Origin of the sequence: Streptomyces incanus, assembly GCF_042656345.1 — a bacterium.
Lineage (GTDB): Bacteria > Actinomycetota > Actinomycetes > Streptomycetales > Streptomycetaceae > Streptomyces > Streptomyces incanus.
Map to the genome: position 1 here is coordinate 108,071 of NZ_JBHSPC010000101.1, position 21,942 is coordinate 130,012.

Consider the following 21,942-nt stretch of genomic DNA (forward strand, 5'->3'; position numbering starts at 1 on the left):
CTGTTTTGCGCTTGAGGCACGTGTCACCAGGCTGCGGGCGTGCGGGCTTGCCGACCGCACGGCGGACGTCCGGACCGCTCGGAACCGCCGCCCCGGCGTACGGAACCTGTCCACGGGTCTGCTGACGCCCCCGGCCACCACGGGGATTCCGCGAGGGGGCGGACGGACGGGTCGCTCCCGAGCGGAGGCCCGCCCGGCCCGGCCGCGAGCCGGCCACCTGGCGCGGAGCGAGGTCCGCCGTGCGGTGGCACACCCGTCGACCGCGCCCATGACGGCCGTAGCTTCCTGCCCGGCGAGCCCCCACCACCGTTGACGGCCCATGCCGGGCCCGTGCGTCCCCACCCAAGGAGAACCGGTGACAAGCACTCAACCGACCGAGGCCGAATCGCCCCTGGACGCGTTACCCGGCCAGTGGCGGTCCATACGCGAGGCGGGCCCCGTGACCTACGACGAAGCGCAGGACCAGTGGCGTGTCGTGGACCACCGGGGGGTCTCCGCCGTACTCGCCGACCCGGGGGCGTACTCCTCCGGCCCCACCCCGATCGCTCCCACCCAGCAGGACTTCGAGACCTTCCGACAGGGCGGCTTCGCCGGCATGGACCCGCCGGAACACCGCACACTCCGCGCCTTGGTGAGCCAGGCCTTCACCCCCGGAGTGGTCCCCGGGCCCGAACCGCGCATCGAGGCCGTGTGCGCGCGCCTCCTCGACGGTGTCGCCGACCGCGACCGGTTCGACCTGGCCGACACCCTCGCCCACTCCCTGCCGATCACCGTGATCGCCGAACTCCCCGGCGTCCCCGCCGACGACCCCAGGCTGTTCCAGGAGCGGGCCAGTCCCCTCTTCGGCGGCGACCAGCTCGGCGACGGCCTCGGCACGGCCGACCTGGAACGGGCCCTGGAGGCCACCGCCCCGACCGTGCGCGAGACGAACGGCTACGCGCTGGACCGCATCCGGCACCGCCGCGCCCACCCCGGGGGCGACCTCACCAGCAGACCCCTCACCGCCGAGGTGGACGGAACGCGCCCTGCGGACGAGGAGATCGCCGGATGGGTGGCCCTGCTGCTGGTCGCCGGGCACATCACCACCACCGCTCTGCTCGGCGACGCCGTGGTCACCTTCGACCGGCATCCCGGAACGCTCGCCGCGCTGCGCGAGAACCCCGGCCGACTGCCGGACGCCGTCGAGGAAGTACCGCGCCTGCTGCCGCCCTTCCCCGAACGGGGAAGGCGCACCACCCGGCCGGTGGTGCTGGGGGGTGTTTCGAAAGTCCCGCACAGCGCCCGCGGCACCCGGCACGCGCCCCCAAGCTCTCGGCTTCGCTCGAGCAGGGAGGTACCCCCTTCGCCGCACCGGCCGAAAGCCCAAGTACGTCCAGTACGAGGGCTTTCGTCCGGCACGCCGAGAGCACGCACCGAGCACCGCGGGCACCGCACAGGACTTTCGAAACACCCCCTAGGCGGCCACGAAATCCCGGCCGACACCCTGCTGATGGTGCACCTGAGTGCCGCCGACCGTGATCCCTCCCGCTTCACCGATCCGGACGTCTTCGACGTGGCCCGCGGTCCGAATCCCCATCCGACCTTCGGCCACGGCATCCACTTCTGCTTCGGCGCGCCCCTGGCCCGGCTGGAAGCACGGATCACGCCGCATATGCAGATGGAACGTTTCCCCGCCTTCGCGGTCCCCTCCTACGACGACGTCGCGTACCAGAACCCGGCCGTCATCGTCGGCGTACGCCACCTGCCGACCGTCGCCACCAGGCCGTAACGCGCGTCGACGCGCCCAGGTCCCGCACCGCTCACCCGCGGGCCGGCCGCGTTTTCTCCCCGCACCCGCTCTCACCAGGAGTCCCTTTCCCATGCCGTACCCCACCGCCGCTCCGGCCGCCGACCGGCCGCCGTCCCCACTGCGCCAAGAGGTGCAGAGCCGCCTCGACTCCCTCGCGCGCGCCCACCGCGTGCCCGGCGCCCAACTGGCCGTCCACACCGGCACGCACACCCTCAGCGTGCACACCGGCACGGCCGACGCCCTGACGGGAACCCCGTTCACCGAGGACACGGCCGTACCCCTGGGCTCCGTCACCAAGATCGGCACGGCCGCCGCCGTGCTGCTCCTCGCCGACGACGGAGACCTCGACCTCGACGGGCCCGCCGCCGAACTGTTACCCGCATTACGGCCGTCGTCCGAGGTGACCGCGCGTCACCTGCTCAGTCACACCGCCGGCCTGCCCACCGGACCCGACTCCGACAGCGCCGCCGGCACCACCGCCACGCGCTACCTCTCGGCGGTCTGCACCGCGCAGAGCGCCCTGTTCCCGCCGGGAACCGGCTTCTCCTATTCCAACGCCGGCTACGTCGCCGCCGGCCTGCTCGTGTCCGAAGTGACGGGCATGACCTGGCGGGAAGCGCTGCGAGCGCTCCTCCTCGAACCCCTGGGCATCGTCCCCGCCTTCCTCGGCGACGCCACCCCCGCGCGGCCGGTCGCCATCGGTCACGCCCTCAACACGGCCACGGGCCTGGTGCGCCCGGCCCACCAGAACCTCGCCCCGGTGGAGGCTCCGGCCGGAGCCCTGCTGGCGAGCGCCGAGGACCTAGTGGCCCTGGGAAGGGCCGTCATCGGCCGGTCCACCGCCCTGCCCGCGTCCGTCGCCGCCCGGATGCGCCGTCCCGAGCCGGCCGCCGACCCCGGTGCCCTGGCGGACTCCTGGGGCCTGGGCCTCGCCCTCTTCCAGCAGGACGGCCGCGTGTGGTGCGGCCACGACGGGAACGCCCAGGGCACCTCCTGCCATCTGCGGGCCGACCCGGACAGCGGCGTCGTCGTCGCCTTCACCGGCAACGCCGGCGGCGCCACCGCCCTGTGGCGGGACCTCGCCGCCGACCTCGCCCGGCTCACCGGCGTACGCGTGCCGGCGGCCCCGGCCACCGCCCGCCGCGGCCTTGCCGTACCGCTGCCGGAATGCGCCGGCACCTACCGCAACGGGGGCACCGAGTACGCGGTCAAGCTCGACGGCGACGGCACGCCGACCCTGTCCGTCGACGGCGACTGCCCCATCCCACTGGTGTGCTACCCGGACCTGTCCTGCGATCTGGTCGACCCGGCCACGGGCCGGCACGAGCCCGGCGGCCGCTTCCACCGCGACCCCGCCACCGGGACCATCGACCGCCTGCAGATATCCGGACGCACCGCGCGCCGCGCCGGCACCGTCTGACCGCGCCCACGTCACGCACCAGCCCCGTACGCACGGACCCCGCACCGCTCCGGTGTGCCCGCAGGCCGCCCGAGACCGGCGCGCCGGGTCCGCGCGCCGCCCCACGCCCGAAGGACTGCACCCCGATGACGGACCTGCACGCCCAACGCCCCGCCGCGCCCGCCTCCGCACCGGCCGGCACCACCCCGCCGGCCCGCGCCGACCATGCCACCCGGCACGTCCCGCTCGGTGAGCTGTTCGCCGGGCGGGTGACGCGCGACCCGTACGCCCCCGCGGTGACCGACGGCCGGCGCACCTGGTCGTACGGGGAACTCGCGCGGCGGGCCGGCCGTCTCGCCGCCCACCTCGTCGGCAGCGGCGCCGGACCGGAGCGGACGGTGGCGCTGGTCCTGCCGCGCTCGATGGAACTGATCGCCGCCGAACTGGCCGTGGCCCTGGCCGGTGCCGCCTTCCTCCCCGTGGACCCCGGCTATCCGGCCGAACGGCGTGCCCTGATGCTCGCCGACGCCGCGCCGGCCGTCGTCCTGGACGACCCGGACCGGGTCCGCGCGCTGATGGACGCCGGGGACCGGGAGGCGAACCCGCCTGGGAGCCGAGTGCTCCCCGACCACGCGGCGTACGTCATCTTCACCTCCGGCTCCACCGGCACCCCCAAGGGCGTCACCGTCACCCACCGCGGCATCGGCGCCTTCGCCGCGGCCGCCGCCGAGCGGTACGCCGTCGGCCCGGGCGACCGCGTGCTGCAGTTCTCCTCACCCAGCTTCGACGCCTCCGTACTGGAGCTGTGCATATCCGTCCTGTCCGGAGCCCTGCTGGTCGTACCGCCGGACGGGCCCTGGCTGGGCGACGAACTGGCCGCCGTCCTGGACGAGCACCGCATCACCCACGCCCTCATACCGCCCGCCGCCCTCGCCACCCTGCCCGACCCGGCGGACACCGGCGGCGCGCCGCACCTGCGCACCCTGATCGTCGGGGCCGAGGCGTGCCCGGGCGCGCTCGTCGACCGGTGGGCACCCGGCCGCCGCATGATCAACTCCTACGGGCCGACCGAGGCCACCGTCGTCGCCACCTGGACCGGGCCGCTGACCGCCGGCACCGGGACACCGGCCATCGGCAGCCCGCTGCCCGGCACCGAGGCCCACGTCCTGGACGCGGCGATGCGCCCGGTGCCGCCCGGCACCGAGGGCGAACTGTACGTGGGCGGTGACGGGCTGGCCCGCGGCTACCTGCGACGCCCAGGCCTGACCGCGACCCGGTTCGTCGCCCACCCCTTCGGCCCGCCCGGCGCCCGCCTCTACCGCACCGGCGACCGGGTGCGCCGCAGGGCGGACGGCGAGCTGGAGTTCCTCGGCCGGGCCGACCGGCAGGTCAAGGTGCGCGGCTTCCGCATCGAGCCCGGCGAGATCGAGGCCGCCCTGATCCGCGACCCCGGTGTCCGTGAGGCCGTCGTCGTGGTCCGCGACGAGGAACCCGCCCGCGGCCGGCTCGTCGGCTACGTCACCCCCGCCGACCCGGCCCGCGGGCCCGAGCCCGCCCGGCTGCGCGCCGCCCTCGCCGCCACCCTGCCGGCCCACATGGTGCCCTCCGCCGTCGTCGTCCTGGACGCGCTGCCACTCACCCCGCAGCACAAGACCGACCTGCGGGCCCTGCCCGCCCCCGGCGGCGCGCGGACCGAGGAGCACGCCGAGCCGCGCACCGACGACGAGCGGGCCCTTGCCGCGATCTGGGCCGACGTCCTCGGCGTCGACACGGTCGGCGTCACCGACGACTTCTTCGACCTGGGCGGCGATTCGCTCCTCGCCGCCCGCACCCTGACGCGGATCCGGGACGTCCTCGGCGTCCGGCTCTCCCTGCGCGACGTGTTCACCGCGCGGACCGTCGCCGCGCTCGCCCCGCTGGCCGCCGAGCCGTCCGCCGCCGCGCCGCCGGACCCGATCCCCTCCGCCTCGCGCGAAAAGCCCGTCCCGCTCTCCAGCGCCCAGCGACGCCTGTGGTTCCTCGACGACCTCACCGACGGCGGAACCGAGTACAACACCGGTGTCGCGCTGCGGCTGCGCGGCCCGCTCGACACGCCGGCCCTGCGGCGCGCCCTGGACCGGCTCGCCGCCCGCCACGACTCCCTGCGCACCACCTTCGCCACCGTCGACGGCCAGGGCGTCCAGCTGATCGCCCCCGAGGCGGACCTGCCCCTGCGCACCGCCGGCGTCGAGCACCTGCCCGCCGACCGGCAGGGCGACGCGGTCGAGCGCCTGCTGAGCGAGGAACTGCGCCGCCCCCACGACCTGACGACCGGACCCCTGACCCGGGCGCTGCTGGTCCGCCGTGCCCCCGAGGACCACGTCCTGCTGCTGGCCCAGCACCACATCGTCACCGACGGCTGGTCGGTCGGCGTCCTGACCCGGGACCTGGCGGCGCTCTACCGCGCCGAAGCCTCCGACGAACCGGACGGCCTTCCGCGGCCGGGCGCGCAGTACCCGGACTTCGCGCTGTGGGAGCGCGGGCGGCGCACCGGCGACGCGGACGCCGGCGACCTCGGCTACTGGAAGCGCCACCTGGCCGGCCTGCAGCAGCTCGACCTGCCCACCGACCGGCCCCGGCCGGCGGTGCGCACCACAGCGGGCGCGGCGCACCGCCACGGCCTCCCGAAACACCTGGTGGACCGGCTGCGGCAGCTGGCCCAGGGCCGCGGCACGACCGTCTTCACGCTGTTCGCCGGGGCGGCGGCCGTGCTGTTCTCCCGCTATTCGGGGCAGCGGGACGTGGCGTTCGGGACCGTCACCAACGGGCGGGGCCGCCGCGAACTGGAGGACGTGACGGGCTTCTTCGCCAACACCGTCGTGCTGCGCGGCGAGGTCGACGACGCCGTCACGGTCGACCGGTTCGTGGAGTCCGTGCGCACGACCGTGCTGGACGCCTTCGCGCACGACGGCGTGCCGTTCGACCGGGTCGTCGAGGAACTGGCCCCGCCGAGGGACCCCAGCCGCACTCCGCTGGTGCAGGTGCTGGTGGTGCAGCAGGCGGCGCCCGCCCGGCCGCCGCTGGCGGCCGGGGTGCGGATCGAGGAGCACCCGCTGCCCCGCCCGGCCGCCCGCTTCGACCTCGTGCTGGAGTTCGCGCCGCGCGCCGACGGCGGCTGCGAGCTGACGGTCGAGTACAACACCGACCTGTTCGAGGCGGCGACCGTGGCCCGGATGAGCCGCCAACTGCACCGCCTGCTGGAGGGCATGGCGGACGGCCCGCACCGGACGCTGGCCGAACTGCCGCTGCTGTCGGACGACGAGCGGCGCACGCTCCTCGACTCCTGGAACCCGCCCGCGCCGGCCGGCGACCACGCCGACGGCGCCACGCTCCCGGCGCTGTTCGAGGCACAGGTCGCCCGGACCCCCGACCGGACCGCCGTGACCTGCGACGGGGCCCGGCTGGACTACGCCGGGCTGAACCGGCGTGCCAACCGGCTCGCCCGGCTGCTGACGGCGCGCGGCGCGGGCCCGGAGTCCCTGGTGGCGCTGTGCCTGCCGCGCTCCGCCGACCTGCTGCCGGTGCTGTGGGCCGTCCTGAAGTCGGGCGCCGGATACCTGCCCGTCGATCCCGGCTACCCCGCCGAGCGGATCCGCTTCATGCTCGCCGACGCCGCCCCCGCCCTCGTCGTCGCCACCCGTGAGACCGCCCACGCGCTCCCCGACGACTGCGAGCCGCTGCTCCTGGAGGACGCCGAACCGTCCGACGACGGCGCCCCGGACCTGACCGACACCGACCTGACCGACACCGACCTGACCGATGCCGACCGGACCCGGCCGCTCGACCCGTCCCACCCCGCCTACGTCATCTACACCTCCGGATCCACCGGCCGTCCCAAGGGCGTGATCGTCACCCACCGCAGCGTGGCCGCGCTGGCCGCCTGGGCCGAGGAGACGTTCGGCCCGCGCGGGCTGGCGCACGTCGTCGCGTCCACCTCCCTCAACTTCGACGTGTCCGTCTTCGAGCTGCTGTGCCCCCTGCTGGCCGGCGGCGGCGTCGAGGTGGTCGCCGGCCTCCCGTCCCTCGCCGACGGCCCCGGCCCGCGCCCGGCCGGGCTCCTCAGCGGCGTCCCGTCCGTGCTCTCCCGCGTGCTCGGCGGCGACGGCGCCCTCGAGGCGGACACCGTCGTCCTGGCCGGTGAGGCCCTGCCCGCCCGGACCGTGCGGGACATCAGGGACGCCATGCCCTCGGCCGAGGTGGCGAACCTCTACGGCCCGACCGAGGCCACCGTCTACGCCACCGCCTGGTTCGCCGGTGGCACCGTCCCCGACCAGGCCCCGCCCATCGGCCGTCCCGTCGCGCGCACCCGCGCCTACGTGCTGGACCGCCTCCTTCGCCCCCAACCACCGAGCGTCATGGGCGAGCTGTACCTCGGTGGCGGTGGACTGGCCCGCGGCTACCTGCGACGCCCCGGCCTGACCGCCGCCCGCTTCGTCGCCGACCCCTTCGGTACCCCCGGCGGCCGCATGTACCGCACGGGCGACCTGGTGCGCTGGAGCGCCGACGGCCGGCTCGAGTACCTCGGCCGCATCGACCAGCAGGTCAAGGTGCGCGGCTTCCGCATCGAACTGGGCGAGGTCGAGGAGGCCCTGCGCCGCTGCACGGGCGTCGCCGAGGCCGCCGCGACCGTCCGCGACGGCGACGGCCACCGCCGCCTGGCCGGATACGTCGTCCCCGCCCCCGGCGCCCGCGTGGAACCGGAGGCGGTACGCCGCGAACTCGGCCGCACCCTGCCCGACTACATGGTCCCCGCGGCCGTCGTGGTGCTGCCCGCCCTGCCGCTCAATCCCAACGGCAAACTGGACCGCGGCCGGCTCCCCGACCCGGCGCCGGCCGAACCCGCCGCCCGCCACGTCGCGCCCCGCACCCCCACCGAACGGACCCTCGCCGCCATCTGGGCCGACGTCCTGCACGTGGAGCGGGTCGGAGCGGACGACAACTTCTTCGCGCTGGGCGGCGACTCCATCCTCAGCATCCAGGTCGTCGCCCGGGCCCGGCAGGAGGGCCTCACGATCACCTCGCGGGACGTCTACCGGCACCAGACGGTCGCCGCCCTGGCCCGCCGCGCCGACGAGGCGGGAAGCCGGCGGCCCGCTCCCGGGTCCGCACCCGTCGAGGCGACCGGTTCCGCGCCGCTGACACCCATCCAGCACTGGCTCTTCGACAGCGCCGCCGAGCGGGCCGGGCGCTTCGCCCAGACCCTCTCGGTGGAACTGCGCGCCGGCGTCGACGCGAGGGCACTCGAAGCCGCCCTCGACGACGTGATCGCCCACCATGACGCCCTGCGCTCCCGCTTCCTCACCGACGAGGCGGGCGTACGGTGGCTGATCGACGGCCCGGCCGCCCGCTGCGGCCTCGCGCGCCACACCGGCCCGGACACCGACACCCCGCACCTCGGCCCCCACGACCTGCGCCACGGCTCCATGCTGCGTGCCGTGGTGCACGACCGGGGCCCCGGACGGCCGCACGTGCTGCACCTGGCCGTCCACCACCTCGTCGTCGACGGAGTCTCCTGGCGCCTGCTCCTTGAGGACCTCGACCGGGCCTACCGCGCCCGTCGCGCCGGCCGGGACGGAGCGGCGGCGCTGCCCCCGAAGTCGTCCCCTCTGAGGCAGTGGGCCGAGCGCCTCGCCGCGCACGCCGCCGCCGGCGGCTTCGACGACGAGAAGGCCTACTGGACGCGGGCGACCGAGGGCGCCCATGCCGCCCTGCCGTCGGACCGGACGGGCACCAACACCTACGCCTCCCAGCGATCGGTGACGGTACGCCTCGGCCCCGAGGACACCGAAGTGCTGCTGCGGACCCTGCCCGAGACCTACCGCACCCGGGCCAACGACGTCCTGCTCGCCGCCCTCGGCCGGGTGCTGTGCGGCTGGACCGGTCACGACCGGGTGCTGGTGGACGTCGAGGGCCACGGCCGCGAGGAACTGTTCGACGACGTCGACACCAGCCGCACCGTCGGCTGGTTCACCACCCGCCACCCCGTCGCGCTCGCCGTCCCGCCCGAGGAGCCCTGGGACGCCGTGCTCAAGCAGGTCAAGGAGCAGCTGCGCGCGGTGCCCCGGCACGGCCTCGGCCACGGCGTCCTGGCCCTGCCGGGCCGCGGCGCCGCACCGCTCCCGGCGACCACCGCGCAGATCAGCTTCAACTACCTGGGCCGCTTCGGGCTCTCCGAGACCTCCGAGGGGCTGTACGGCGGGCCGTTCCGTCCGCTGGAGCTGGACGCCGACCCCTCGGCGGCATGCCCGCACGCCCTGGAGGTCGTGGGGCTCCTGGACGACGACGGCCTGGAGTTCACCTGGTTCTACTCGGACGAGCTGCACCGGCGGGAGACCGTCGCGGACCTCGCCGGACGGTTCGCCGACGCGCTGGCCGGCCTCGCCCGTCACGCGGCCCGGCCCGGCGCCGCCGGACGCACCCCCTCGGACTTCCCGCTGGCCCGGCTCGACCAGACGCACGTCGACCGCATCGCGGGGGAGGACCCCGCCGGCGTGGAGGACGTCCACCCCCTCACGCCCACCCAGGCCGGCATGCTCTTCCACCGGCTCTCGCAGGACGACCGCGGTGTGTACTTCCAGCAGCTGACGTTCGACCTGGACGGCGTGGAGGACCCGGCCGTGCTGGCGGACGCCTGGCAGCGGGTCACGGACCGCACGCCGGTGCTGCGCGCCCGCGTGGTCTGGGAGGACGTGCCCGAGCCGCTCCTCGTGGTGCAGCGCCGGGCCGCCGTGCCGGTGGAGCGTTTGGACTGGCGCGGCCTGTCCGACGCCGAGCGGGACGAGCGGCTGCGCGCATTGCTCGACGGCGACCGCGCCCGCGGCGTCGACCTGACGCGCGCGCCGCTCCAGCGCCTGGCGCTGGCCCGCCTCTCCGACCGCGCGGTCCGTGTCGTGTGGTCCTTCGACCACCTGATCCTGGACGGCTGGAGCCTGTTCCAGGTCCTCTCCGACGTCTTCGCGTGCCACGCCGGCCTGTCGGGCGGCGTGGACGTCCCGCTGCCCGACCGCCGTCCCTTCCGCGACTACGTGGCCTGGCTGCGGGATCGCGCCGACCGGGCCGAGGCCGAACGGCACTGGCACACCCGCCTGAACGGCCTGGACGAGGCCACCGCGCTGCCCTTCGACCGCGAACCGCGCGAGAGCCACCGCGCGGAGTCGACGCGGGCGGTACGCGTCACGGTGCCCGAGACCACCACGCGGGCACTGGAGGGCCTGGCCAGGAGGGCGGGTCTGACCATGAACACCCTCGTGCAGGGTGCCTGGGCGCTGCTGCTGAGCCGCCAGGCGGCCCGCGACGAGGTGGTCTTCGGCACCACCGTCTCCGGACGGCCGCCCGAGCTGCCCGGGGCCGACACCATGACCGGCCTGTTCATCGCGACCCTGCCCACCCGCGTGACCGTGCCACGGGACGAGACGCTGCTCACCTGGCTGGGCCGGCTCCAGCAGGAGCAGAGCGAGGACCGCCGCCACGACCACGTGCCGCTGCACCACATGAGGGCGTTCACCGAACTACCTGAACGCGTCGCCCTGTTCGACAGCATCGTGGTGTTCGAGAACTACCCGGTCGACGACGGTCTCGCCGCCGCGCACGGGCTGCGGCTCAGCGGCCTGGACGGCATCGAGACCACCAACTACCCGCTCGGCCTGGTCGCCTACCCCGGCACGGAACTCACCCTGCGCCTCGGCTACGACCCGGACCTCTTCGACACCGCCACCGTCGAGCGGATGGCCGAGTACCTCACCGTCCTGCTGGAGGGCTTCGCCACCGCACCGCGGAGCACGCCCGCCCGCCTGCCCCTGCTGACGGCCGCCCGGCGTGAGCAGGTGCTCCACGCGTGGAACGACACCGCCACCGGTACCCCCGCGGCGACCACCGCGGACCTCTTCGCCGCGCAGGTGCGGCGCAGCCCCGGCGCCGTCGCGCTGCTGGCCGGCGACGAGCGGCTCACCTACCGCGAACTCGACGACCGGGCCGGGGCACTGGCCGGCCGGCTGGCCGCGCTCGGGGTGCGCCCGGAGGTCCCCGTCGGCGTCCTGATGGACCGCTCGGCCGGCCTCGTCGTCACCCAGCTCGCCCTCGCCCGTCTCGGCGGCGTGTACGTCCCGCTCGACGGCAGGGCGCCGAAGGAGCGGCTGCGCACCATGCTCGGGGAGGCCGGCGCCGGCCTGCTGCTCACGGACGGGGTGTGGGAGGAGACGGCCGCGGCCCTTCTCCCGGAAGGCCGCGTGCTGCGGCCGGACGACGACCCGGACGACGACACGGTCGCGGCCCCGGAACCCACGGCCGCGCCGCGCGTCCACCCGGACAACGTCCAGTACCTCATGTTCACGTCCGGCTCCACCGGCAACCCCAAGGGCGTGGCGGCGCGGCAGCGGGACGTCGCGGCGCTCGCCCTCGACCGTGCCTTCGCCGTCCACGACCGCGTCCTGGTGCACTCCCCGCACGCCTTCGACGCCTCCACCTACGAGATGTGGGTGCCGCTGCTGCGCGGCGGCACGGCCGTGCTCGCCCCGCCGGGGGACCTCGAAGCCGCCGCCGTGCGTCACGCGATCACCGAACAGGGGGTGACCTGCCTGTTCCTGACGGTGGGCCTGTTCCGCCTCCTCGCCCAGGAGGACCCTGCCTGCCTGCGCGGCGCGCGGGAGGTGTGGACCGGCGGCGAGGCCGTGCCCGGCTCCGCCGTACGGCGCGTGCTGGACGCCTGCCCGGACCTCACCGTCGTCGACGTGTACGGGCCGACCGAGACCACCACCTTCGCCACCCGGCGGGTCTTCCGCTCCGGTGACGCGCTGCCCGCCGCACTGCCCATCGGCCGCCCCCTGGACGACACCCGCGCGTACGTCCTGGACGGCGCGCTCCAGCCACAACCGCCCGGTGTTCCGGGCGAGTTGTACCTCGCGGGCGCCGGACTGGCCCGCGGCTACACCGGACGTCCCGGCGCGACGGCGACCCGCTACCTCGCCGACCCCTTCGGCTCGCCCGGCACCCGCATGTACCGCACCGGTGACATCGTGCGCTGGAGCGCCGGCGGCGACCTGCACTTCGTGGGACGCGCCGACGACCAGATCAAGATCCGCGGCTTCCGCGTCGAACCCGCCGAGATCGAGGCCCGGCTCACCGCCCACGCGGAGATCGCCGAGGCGGTGGTGTCGGTGTCGCGGCACGCGGGACGCACACGCCTGGTCGCCCACCTGGTGCCCGCCCCCGGCGCGGCCGTGCCGTCGGCGGCCGAGCTGCGCGAGCGGCTGTCCGGCGAACTGCCCGACTACATGGTCCCGGCCGCGTTCGTCACCGTGGCGGAGCTGCCGCTGACCGCGAACGGCAAGGTCGACCGGCGACGCCTGCCCGAACCCGACCTGTCGGCGGCGGGCGACACCGCCCACCGCGCGCCGCGCACCGACGCCGAACGGGTGCTCGCCGGCATCTGGGCCGAGCTCCTCGGCGTGGGACGGGTCGGCGTCGACGACAACTTCTTCATGCTGGGCGGTGACTCGATCGTCAGCATCCAGGTCGTCTCCCGCGCCCGCACCGCCGGGCTCGCGCTGACCCCGAGGGACCTGTTCCGGCACCCCACGCTCGCCGCCCTGGCCACCGCCGCGACCGGCGCCGCCCCGGCCGTCGCGGGCACCGGTCCGGTGACCGGCGAGGTCGGACTCACCCCGATCCAGCACTGGTTCCTCGACGCCGAACCGCCGCGCCCGGAGTACTTCAACCAGTCCGTGGTCGTCGAGCCGGCCGAGGACGTCGACGCCGACGCGCTGAACGCCGCCCTGGCCGCGCTGTGGACCCACCACGACGCCCTGCGCGCCCGCTTCACCCGCGCCGCGGACGGAACCTGGCACCAGGAGTACGCCGCCCCGGACTCCGAGGCCCCCCGGCTGCTGCGGGCGCACGACCTGAACGGTCTCGACGCGCGGGCCGCCGCGGAGGCCGAGGCCCGCTTCTCGCAGGAGGCGCACACCGGATTCCGGCTGGACGCCGGCCCACTGATCGCCGCCCGGCTGTTCACCGGCGGAGACCGGGCCCCGCGCCTGCTGCTGACCGCCCACCACCTGATCGTCGACGGCGTCTCCTGGCGCATCCTGCTGGAGGACCTGGAGACCGCCTACCGGCAGGCCCGGGCCTACGAGCGCATACGGCTGCCGCAGCGCACGACGTCCGTGCGGGAATGGGTGCGGCGGCTCACCGAACGCGCGGGCGAGGAAGACTTCGCCGCCCAGCGCGCCCACTGGGAGACCGTGTCGAGGCACTGCGCCGACCCGCTGCCGGTGGACCTCGACGGCGGCAACACCGTCGCCGACCTGCGCGCGGTGACCGTACGCCTCGACCGCCGACGGACCGACGACCTCCTGCGCAGGGTCCCCGGCGTCTACCGCACCCGCATCGACGACGCCCTGCTGACCGCCCTCGGCCGCGTGCTGGCCGACTGGACCGGCCGCGGCACCGTCGCCGTGGGACTGGAGGGGCACGGCCGCGAGGACCAGCTCTTCGACGACCTCGACCTGTCCCGCACGGTCGGCTGGTTCACCAGCCTCTTCCCGGTCGCCCTCGAACTGCCCGAGGGGGACTGGGGCACCGCACTGAAGTCCGTGAAGGAACAACTGCGGGCGGTACCCGGCCGGGCCGTCGGGCACGGCGTCCTGCGCCACCTGGCGGGCGACGGGCGGCTCGCCGCCGCGCCGACGCCCGGCATCAGCTTCAACTACCTGGGCCGGTTCGACTGGTCGGCCGACGGCGGCGCGCTGGTCCGGGCGGTCCCCGGCGGCCTGGGCGGCGCCGAGGACCCCGGGGCGCCGCGTCCGCACCTGCTGGACGTGGTGGCCCGCGTCGAGGACGACGAGCTGGAGATCACCTGGCACTACAGCGGTGGACGCCACCGCGAGGAAACGGTCGCCTCGCTCGCCGAGGGAATGCTGCGGTCGCTGGAGGAGATCGTCGCGCACTGCGCCGCCCCGCACGCCGGCGGCCGCACGCCCTCGGACTTCCCCCTGGCCCGGCTCGACCAGGCCGCCGTCGACCGGCTCGTGGGAGACGGACGCACGGTCGAGGACGCGTACCCGCTGACGCCGATGCAGGCGGGCATGCTGTTCCACAGCCTCATGGACCCCCGGGCCCGCACCTACGTGAACCAGGTCCAGGTGGTGCTGCGCGGCGTCACCGACCCGCACGCGCTCGCCGAGGCGTGGCGGCGCACGGCGGACGCGAACCCGATCCTGCGCACCCGCCTGGTGTGGCAGGAGACCGCCGAACCCCTCCAGGTGGTGGAGCGGCGGGCCGTCGTGCCCGTCACCCACCACGACTGGTCCGACCGGCCCGCCGAACAGTGCGCGCGGGACATGGAGTCGCTGCTCGAAGCGGACCGGCGGGCCGGGATCGACCTCGGCACGGCCCCGCTCATGCGGCTCGCGCTGATCCGGCTCGCACCGGACCGGGTGCGCATGGTGTGGACGTTCCACCACGTCCTGCTCGACGGCTGGAGCGCGGCCCAGGTGTTCGACGAGGTGTGCGAGCGGTACGCGGCCCTGACCGCCGGACACCGTCCGCAGGTGCCCGACCGGGAGCCCTTCGCCGGCTACCTTCGGTGGCTGGCCGGCCGGGACACCGGCCGTGCGGAACGCCACTGGCGGGAGACCCTCGCCGGGTTCACCGCCCCCACCGCACTGCCGCGCGACCGGCACCCCGCCGAGGCCCACCGCACGTCCTCCTCGGGGACGGTCCGGGTGGCCCTCGGGCAGGAGGTGTCGGCGCGGCTGAAGGACACCGCACAGCGGGCCGGCCTGACCGTCAACACGGTGCTCCAGGGCGCCTGGGGGCTGCTGCTGCACCACTACGGCGGCGGTGACGACGTCGTCTTCGGCACGACCGTGTCCGGCCGCCCGGCCGAACTGCCCGGCGTGACCTCCATGGTGGGCCTGTTCATCAACACCCTGCCCACCCGGCTGCGGATCGACGGTGGGCGCCCCCTGCTGGAGTGGCTGCGCGAGGTGCAGGCAACCCAGTCGGAGGCCCGGCGCCACGACTTCGTCTCCCTCGCCCAGTTGCAGACCTGGAGCGAGGTGCCCGGCGGCACCCACCTGTTCGACAGCATCGTCGTCTTCGAGAACTACCCGTTCGACGAGGGCGCCCTGGCCCGGCACGGGCTCGCCCTCGAACAGGAACGCGACCTGGAGCCGACCAACTACCCGCTCAGCGTGGTCGTCGCCCCCGGCGACGACGTGACGGTGTCCCTGGACTACGACCCGGCGGCCTTCGACGCCGCCACCGTCGAAGGGCTCGGCGCGAGCCTGCGCACGCTGCTGACGCGGATCGCCGCCGACGCCGATCGCCGCCTGGCCGACCTGCCGCCACTCGAACCGGCCGACGGACGCCGCCTGCTGGACCGGCTCGCGGGACCGGGGGCGCCGCTGCCGCACCGCACCCTCCCGGACGCCTTCGCGGCACAGGCCGCCCGCACCCCCGACGCCCCGGCCGTGACCGCCGGCGCCGAGCACCTCACGTACCGGCAGCTCGACGAACGCGCCAACCGGCTGGCCCGCCTCCTGATCGAGGCCGGGGCAGGACCGGAGCGGTTCGTCGCGCTGGCCCTGCCCCGCACCGCCGACCTGATCGTGGCGCTCCTCGCGGTCCTCAAGAGCGGCGCCGCCTACCTTCCGGTCGACCCCGGCCATCCGGCGGAGCGCATCGCGTTCCTCCTCGAGGACGTGCGGCCCGACGCGGTGATCACCTGCGCGGAGACCTCCGCGCGGCTGCCGGACGGCCCGTACACGCGGATCGCCCTGGACGACGCGGCCTGCGCCGGGCGGCTGGCCGCCGCGTCCGCCGCCCCCGTCGGTGACGGCGAGCGGCGCGGCGGGCTGCTGCCGGACCACCCCGCCTACGTCATCCACACCTCCGGCTCCACCGGCCGGCCCAAGGGCGTCGTCGTCCCCCACGCCTCGGTGGTGGCGCTGACCGACTGGGCCGCCGCCGAGTTCACCGGCCGCGGGCTCTCCCACGTGGTGGCCTCCACGTCGCTCACCTTCGACGTGTCGGTGTTCGAAATCCTGACGCCGCTGCTGGCGGGCGGTCACGTCGAGGTCGTCCGCGACCTGCTGGCCCTCGCCGAACGGCCCGGGCCCTGGCGTGCGGGACTGCTCAGCGCCGTCCCCTCCGCCCTGGGCCGCCTGCTGGCCGAGGACACCGTGCAGGTCACGGCCGACACCGTCGTCCTGGCCGGCGAGGCGCTGCCCGCCCGCGCCGTCCGCCAGGTGCGCGCGGCGATCCCCGGCTGCCGGGTCATGAACATCTACGGCCCCACCGAGGCCACCGTCTACGCCACCGCCTTCACCTGCGACCCGGCGGACCCCGACCGGAGCCCGCCCATCGGCCGGCCCGTCGGCGGCGCCCGCGCCTACGTCCTCGACGCCCGCATGCGCCCCGTGCCCGTCGGGGCGCCCGGCGAGCTGTACCTCGCCGGGACCGGCGTGGCCCGCGGCTACCTGAACCGGCCGGGCCTGACCGCGTCCCGTTTCCTCGCCGACCCCTTCGGCCCGCCCGGCAGCCGCATGTACCGCACCGGCGACCTGGTCCGCTGGACGGCCGACGGCGACCTGCTGTACCTCGGCCGGACCGACGACCAGGTGAAGGTGCGCGGCTTCCGCATCGAGCTCGGCGAGGTGGAGGCCGCGCTGGCCCGGCACCCGCGGGTGGCCGCGGCCGCCGCCCGGGTCGTGGAACACGACGGCCACAAGCGCCTCGTGGGCTACGCCGTGCCCCGCGGCGGCGACACCCCGGCACCGGCCGACCTGCGCGCCTTCCTCGCCCAAACGCTGCCCGACCACCTGGTCCCGGCGGTCGTGGTACCGCTGGAGCGGCTGCCGCTGGGCGCCACCGGCAAGCTGGACCGGCGGGCCCTGCCCGAACCGGTGTGGTCCGCGGCCATCACCACGGAGGGCGCCCGGCCGCCACGCACCGCCACCGAGCGGACGCTCGCCGCGATCTGGTCCGAGGTGCTGGGTGTGCCCGACGTGGGCGCGGCGGACAACTACTTCACGCTCGGCGGCGACTCCATCCTCGGCATCCAGATCGTCTCCGCCGCCCGCCGGGCCGGACTCGCGCTGACGCCCCGGCACCTCTTCCAGCATCAGACGGTCGCCGAACTGGCTGCGGCGGTCGAGGAGTTCCCGGCCGCGACGGCCGGCGCCGAACAGGGCCCGGTCGTCGGAGACGCCCCCCTCACGCCCGTACAGCACTGGCTGTTCGACACCCTCACCGGCGACCCGGCCCGCTTCACCCAGGCGGTCTCCTTCGAGCTGGCGCCCGACACCGACGAGACGCTGCTGCGCGCCGCCCTCGCGGCGGTGCTGGAGCAGCACGACGCGCTGCGCATGCGCTACGAACCGGCCGGCGGCGGACGGTGGCGCCAGCACGGCACCCCGCCCGGCGCCGCGCCGCACCTCGAGGTGCACGACGCGCCCGTGGCGCCGGCCGACGCGGCCGCCGCCCTGTGCTCCGGATTCGACCTGACACGAGGGCCGCTGCTCAAGGCCGCCCTGTGCCGCCCGGACGACCACCGGCCGCCCGTCCTGCTGCTGGCCGCCCACCACCTGGTCGTCGACGCGGTGTCCTGGCGCGTGATCCTGGAGGACCTCGACGCCGCCCACCGGGCACTGCGCGCCGGTGCCACGCCCGACCCGGGGGCGAAGACGACCTCCTTCCGCGCCTGGGCCCGGCGCCTGGCCGCGCACACCGCCGACGGCGGCTTCGACGACGAGATCGCGCACTGGAGCGCCCTGCGCCCCACCGCCCTGCCGACCGACCTCACCGGCGGCAACACCGCCGCCGACGAGGAGACCGTGACGGTGAGCCTGGGCGGCGAGGACACCCGCCGGCTCCTGAAGGACGTGCCGGACGCCTACCGCACCCGCGTCAACGACGTCCTGCTGTGCGCCCTCGGCCGGGTCCTGGCCCGCTGGACGGGCGAGGACCGGGTGGTGGTCGCGCTGGAGGGCCACGGCCGCGAGGACCTCTTCGACGACGTCGACCTCGCCCGTACCGTCGGCTGGTTCACCACCATGTTCCCCGTGGGCCTCGACGTGCCCCGCGACGCCGGCCTCGAGGCCGCGCTGAAGACGGTCAAGGAGAACCTCCGGGCCGTGCCGCGCGGGGGAGTGGGCTACGGCGCGCTGCGCCACCTGCGCCCCACGGCGGGAGGCGAGCTGCCCGGCCTGCCGCAGGTGGGCTTCAACTACCTGGGACAGCAGGACTGGAACGCGGCCGAGGGCGGTCTGCTGCGCGCGCCCCACGGCGGGCTGACCGGCGGCATGGACCGCTCGGCGGACCGGCCGCACCTCATCGACGTCCTCGGCCGGGTCACCGACAAGCGGCTGGAGTTCACCTGGTCGTACTCCCGGCAGGTGCACCGGCACGACACCGTCACACGCCTCGCGGAGGAGACGGCGGAGGAACTGCGGCGGATCGTCCGGCACTGCGCCGAGCCGGGCGCGGGCGGCCGCACCCCGTCGGACTTCCCACTGGCCGCGCTGGACCAGGCGGCCGTCGACCGGCTCGCCGGCGACGGGCGTGACGTGGCGGACGTCTACCCCCTCACCCCCACGCAGACCGGCATGGTCGTGCACGGCATGGACGAGCCCGGCGAGGGCCTGTACACCGAGCAGATCACCTTCGTCGCGGACGGCGTGCGCGAGCCCCGGCTGCTGGCGGCCGCCTGGCAGCACGTCGTGGACCGCACGCCCGTGCTGCGGACCGCTGTGGCCCCGGGCGAGGTCCCGGTCCCCCTCCAGACCGTGCACCGCCACGTGACCCTGCCCGTCACCGTGCTCGATTGGAGCGGCCTGGATCCGGCGCGGCGGGACACCGAACTCGGGCGGCTGCTCGACGAGGACCGCGCCCGCGGCATCGCCCTGGACCGTCCCCCGCTGCTGCGCGTCACCCTGATCCGGCTCGGCCCCGACGAGGTGCGCGTGGTGTGGACCTTCCACCACGTCCTGCTGGACGGGTGGAGCGTCTTCCACGTGCTGTCGGACGTGATGGCCGCGCACGCCGCGCTCGCCGCCGGCGGCGAGCCGCGGCTGCCGCAGCGGCGGCCCTTCGCGGACTACGCCGCCTGGCTGGCCGGCCGGGACACCGCCGCCGCCGAGGAACACTGGAAGGCCGCCCTCGCCGACTACGCCGCGCCCACCGCGCTGCCGTACGACCGCAGGCCCGCCCCGGGCGCCGCCGCCCGGTCGGGAACCTGGCTGTCCCGGCGGCTCGGCGCCGACGGCACGGCCCGGCTGACGGACTTCGCCCGCCGCCACCGGCTCACCCTCAACACGCTGGTGCAGGGCGCCTGGGCGCTGCTGCTGGCGCGCGTCAGCGGCGAGCGGGAGGTGTGCTTCGGCACCACCGTCTCCGGCCGGCCCGCCGATCTGCCGGGCGCGGACACGATCACCGGCCTGTTCATCACCACCCTGCCCGCGCGGGTCACCGTGGACGAGTCCACGCCGTGCGCCGCGTGGCTGCGGGAGCTCCAGGCCGCCCGCGCGGAGGACCGGCGCTTCGACCACGTGCCGCTGACGGACCTGCACCGGTGGAGCGAACTGCCCCCCGGAACCTCCCTGTTCGACAGCCTGCTGGTCTTCGAGAACTATCCCGTGGGCGACGCCACCGCCGGCGCCCACGGCGTGCGCATCCGGGACCTCGACGCCCGCGAGGCGACCAACTACCCGCTCACCGTGGTGATCTCACCCGGCGACGAGCTGAGCGTGGAACTCGGCTACGACCCCCGGTACTTCGAGGAGACCACGGCCCACGCCCTGGCCGCCCGGCTGGTGCACACCCTGTCCGCCCTCGCCGCGTCCGGCGACCGGGCGCCGTTGCACGCGGTCGACGTGCTGCCGCCCGGTGAACGGCACCGGCTGCTGCACGGCCCCGCACGCCCGCAGCTGCCGCCGGCGCCCCCGGCGACGCTGCCCGCGCTGATCGAGGCCGCGGTCGACCGGTGGCCCGACCGGACGGCCCTCGACACGGGGGAGTCGCCGCTGACCTTCGGTGAGGCGGAGGCACGCGCCAACCGGCTGGCGCACCGGCTCGTCGCACGCGGGGCGGGGCCCGGCGACATCGTCGCGCTGGTCCTGCCGCGCTCGGCGGACATGGTCCTCGCCCAGCTCGCCGTGGCCAAGGCGGGCGCCGCCTTCCTCCCGGTGGACCCCGGCTACCCGGCCGAGCGGGTCGCGCTGATGCTGCGCGACGCGGACCCCGCCGTCACCCTCACCGCCGAGGAGGTCGCCGACCTGCTCGCCGCGCCGCCCGACGGCACGCCCGGCCACCGGCCCACCGACACCGACCGCGTCCGCCCCCTCCACCTCGACGACCCGGCGTACGTCATCTACACCTCCGGCTCCACCGGCACCCCCAAGGGCGTCGTCGTCACCCACCGCGGACTGGCCGGCTTCGCCGCCGCCGAGGCCGCGCACTACCGGGTCCGCGCCTCGGACCGCGTCCTGGCCTTCGCCACCCCCAGCTTCGACGCCTCCGTGCTGGAGCTGTGCATGTCCCTGCCGAACGGCGCGGCCCTCGTCGTACCGCCGCCCGGCCCGCTGCTCGGCGCCGAGCTGGCGGGCTTCCTGCGCACCGCGCGCATCACGCACACCCTGCTGCCGCCCGCCGCGCTCGCCACCCTCCCGCCGGACACCCCCGGCACCCTGCCGGACCTGCGCACCCTGATCGTCGGCGCGGACGCCTGCCGGGCCGAACCGGTCGCCCGGTGGGCACCGCACCACCGCATGGTCAACTCCTACGGGCCCACCGAGGCGACCGTCGTCGCCACCTGGTCCGACCCGCTGGAACCGGACGGCTCCGCACCGCCCATCGGCCGCGCACTGCCCGCCACCGGCGCCTACGTCCTCGACGCGCGCCTGCGCCCCGTCCCCGACGGCGTCCCCGGCGAACTGTGGCTCGCCGGACCTGCCCTGGCCCGCGGCTACCTGGGCCGCCCCGGCCTGACGGCGACCCGCTTCACCGCCGACCCGTTCGGACCGCCCGGCACCCGCATGTACCGCACCGGCGACCTGGCCCGCCGCGACGCCCGCGGCGAACTGCACTACCTCGGACGCACCGACCACCAGCTCAAGCTGCGCGGCCACCGCATCGAGGCCGGCGAGGTGGAGTCGACCCTGGTACGCCACCCGGCGGTACTGGACGCCGTGGTGAGCGTGCGGGAGGACGAACCGGGGCTACCGCGCCTGGTGGCCCACCTGCTCGTCGCGCCCGGTGCCGAGCCGCCCGCCGGCGCGGAACTGCGGGCCTTCGCCGCCCGCACCCTGCCCGGCCCCATGGTGCCCTCGGCGTTCGTGACGCTGGACCGCTTCCCGCTCACGGAGAACGGCAAGACCGACCGGGCCGCGCTGCCCGCGCCCGGCCCGGACACGCAGGAGCGGACCGCCGGGCACGTGCCGCCCCGCACACCCACCGAGGAGGCCGTCGCCGCCCTGTGGGAGGAGGCCCTGGGGACCACCGTGGGCGCCGAGGACGACTTCTTCGCCCTGGGCGGCGACTCCCTGCGCGCCCTGTTCATCGCCTCCCGCGCCAACGACACCTTCGGCGTGACCCTCACGCCCCGCGACGTCCTGGTCAACCGCACCGTCGCCGCCCTGGCGGACCGGGTGGAGGAACAGGTGCTGAGCGAACTCGAAGACGCCGCACGCGGCGACAGCGACCACGAAGAACGGTGAGG

Annotated in this window: 3 protein-coding genes; all 3 read left to right on the forward strand. The window is 75.8% G+C overall.

All coding sequences use genetic code 11. From position 1 onward, the window contains the following. Nucleotides 1–355 precede the first annotated feature (355 nt). The 3 genes from ACFP2V_RS30100 (at nt 356) to ACFP2V_RS30110 (ending at nt 21,940) form a co-directional block, all read left to right on the forward strand. Entirely contained in the window at nt 356–1,768 is a 1,413-nt protein-coding gene (locus tag ACFP2V_RS30100; RefSeq protein ID WP_381218450.1) for a cytochrome P450, read from the forward strand. A 91-nt stretch (nt 1,769–1,859) separates the two neighbouring features. Continuing rightward, nucleotides 1,860–3,209, forward strand: a complete 1,350-nt coding sequence (locus ACFP2V_RS30105) for a serine hydrolase domain-containing protein (protein WP_381218451.1) — start codon at nt 1,860–1,862, stop codon at nt 3,207–3,209. Nucleotides 3,210–3,334: 125 nt separating this feature from the next. Further along, nucleotides 3,335–21,940 (forward strand): non-ribosomal peptide synthetase, encoded by an 18,606-nt coding sequence (locus ACFP2V_RS30110; RefSeq protein WP_381218452.1) that lies wholly within the window; start codon nt 3,335–3,337, stop codon nt 21,938–21,940. Nucleotides 21,941–21,942 lie beyond the last annotated feature (2 nt).

What these genes read in the sequence shown, in the direction of transcription:
- ACFP2V_RS30105 (WP_381218451.1), top strand. Translation starts at nt 1,860, where the DNA reads ATGCCGTACCCCACCGCCGCTCCGGCCGCCGACCGGCCGCCGTCCCCA.
- ACFP2V_RS30110 (WP_381218452.1), top strand. Translation starts at nt 3,335, where the DNA reads ATGACGGACCTGCACGCCCAACGCCCCGCCGCGCCCGCCTCCGCACCG.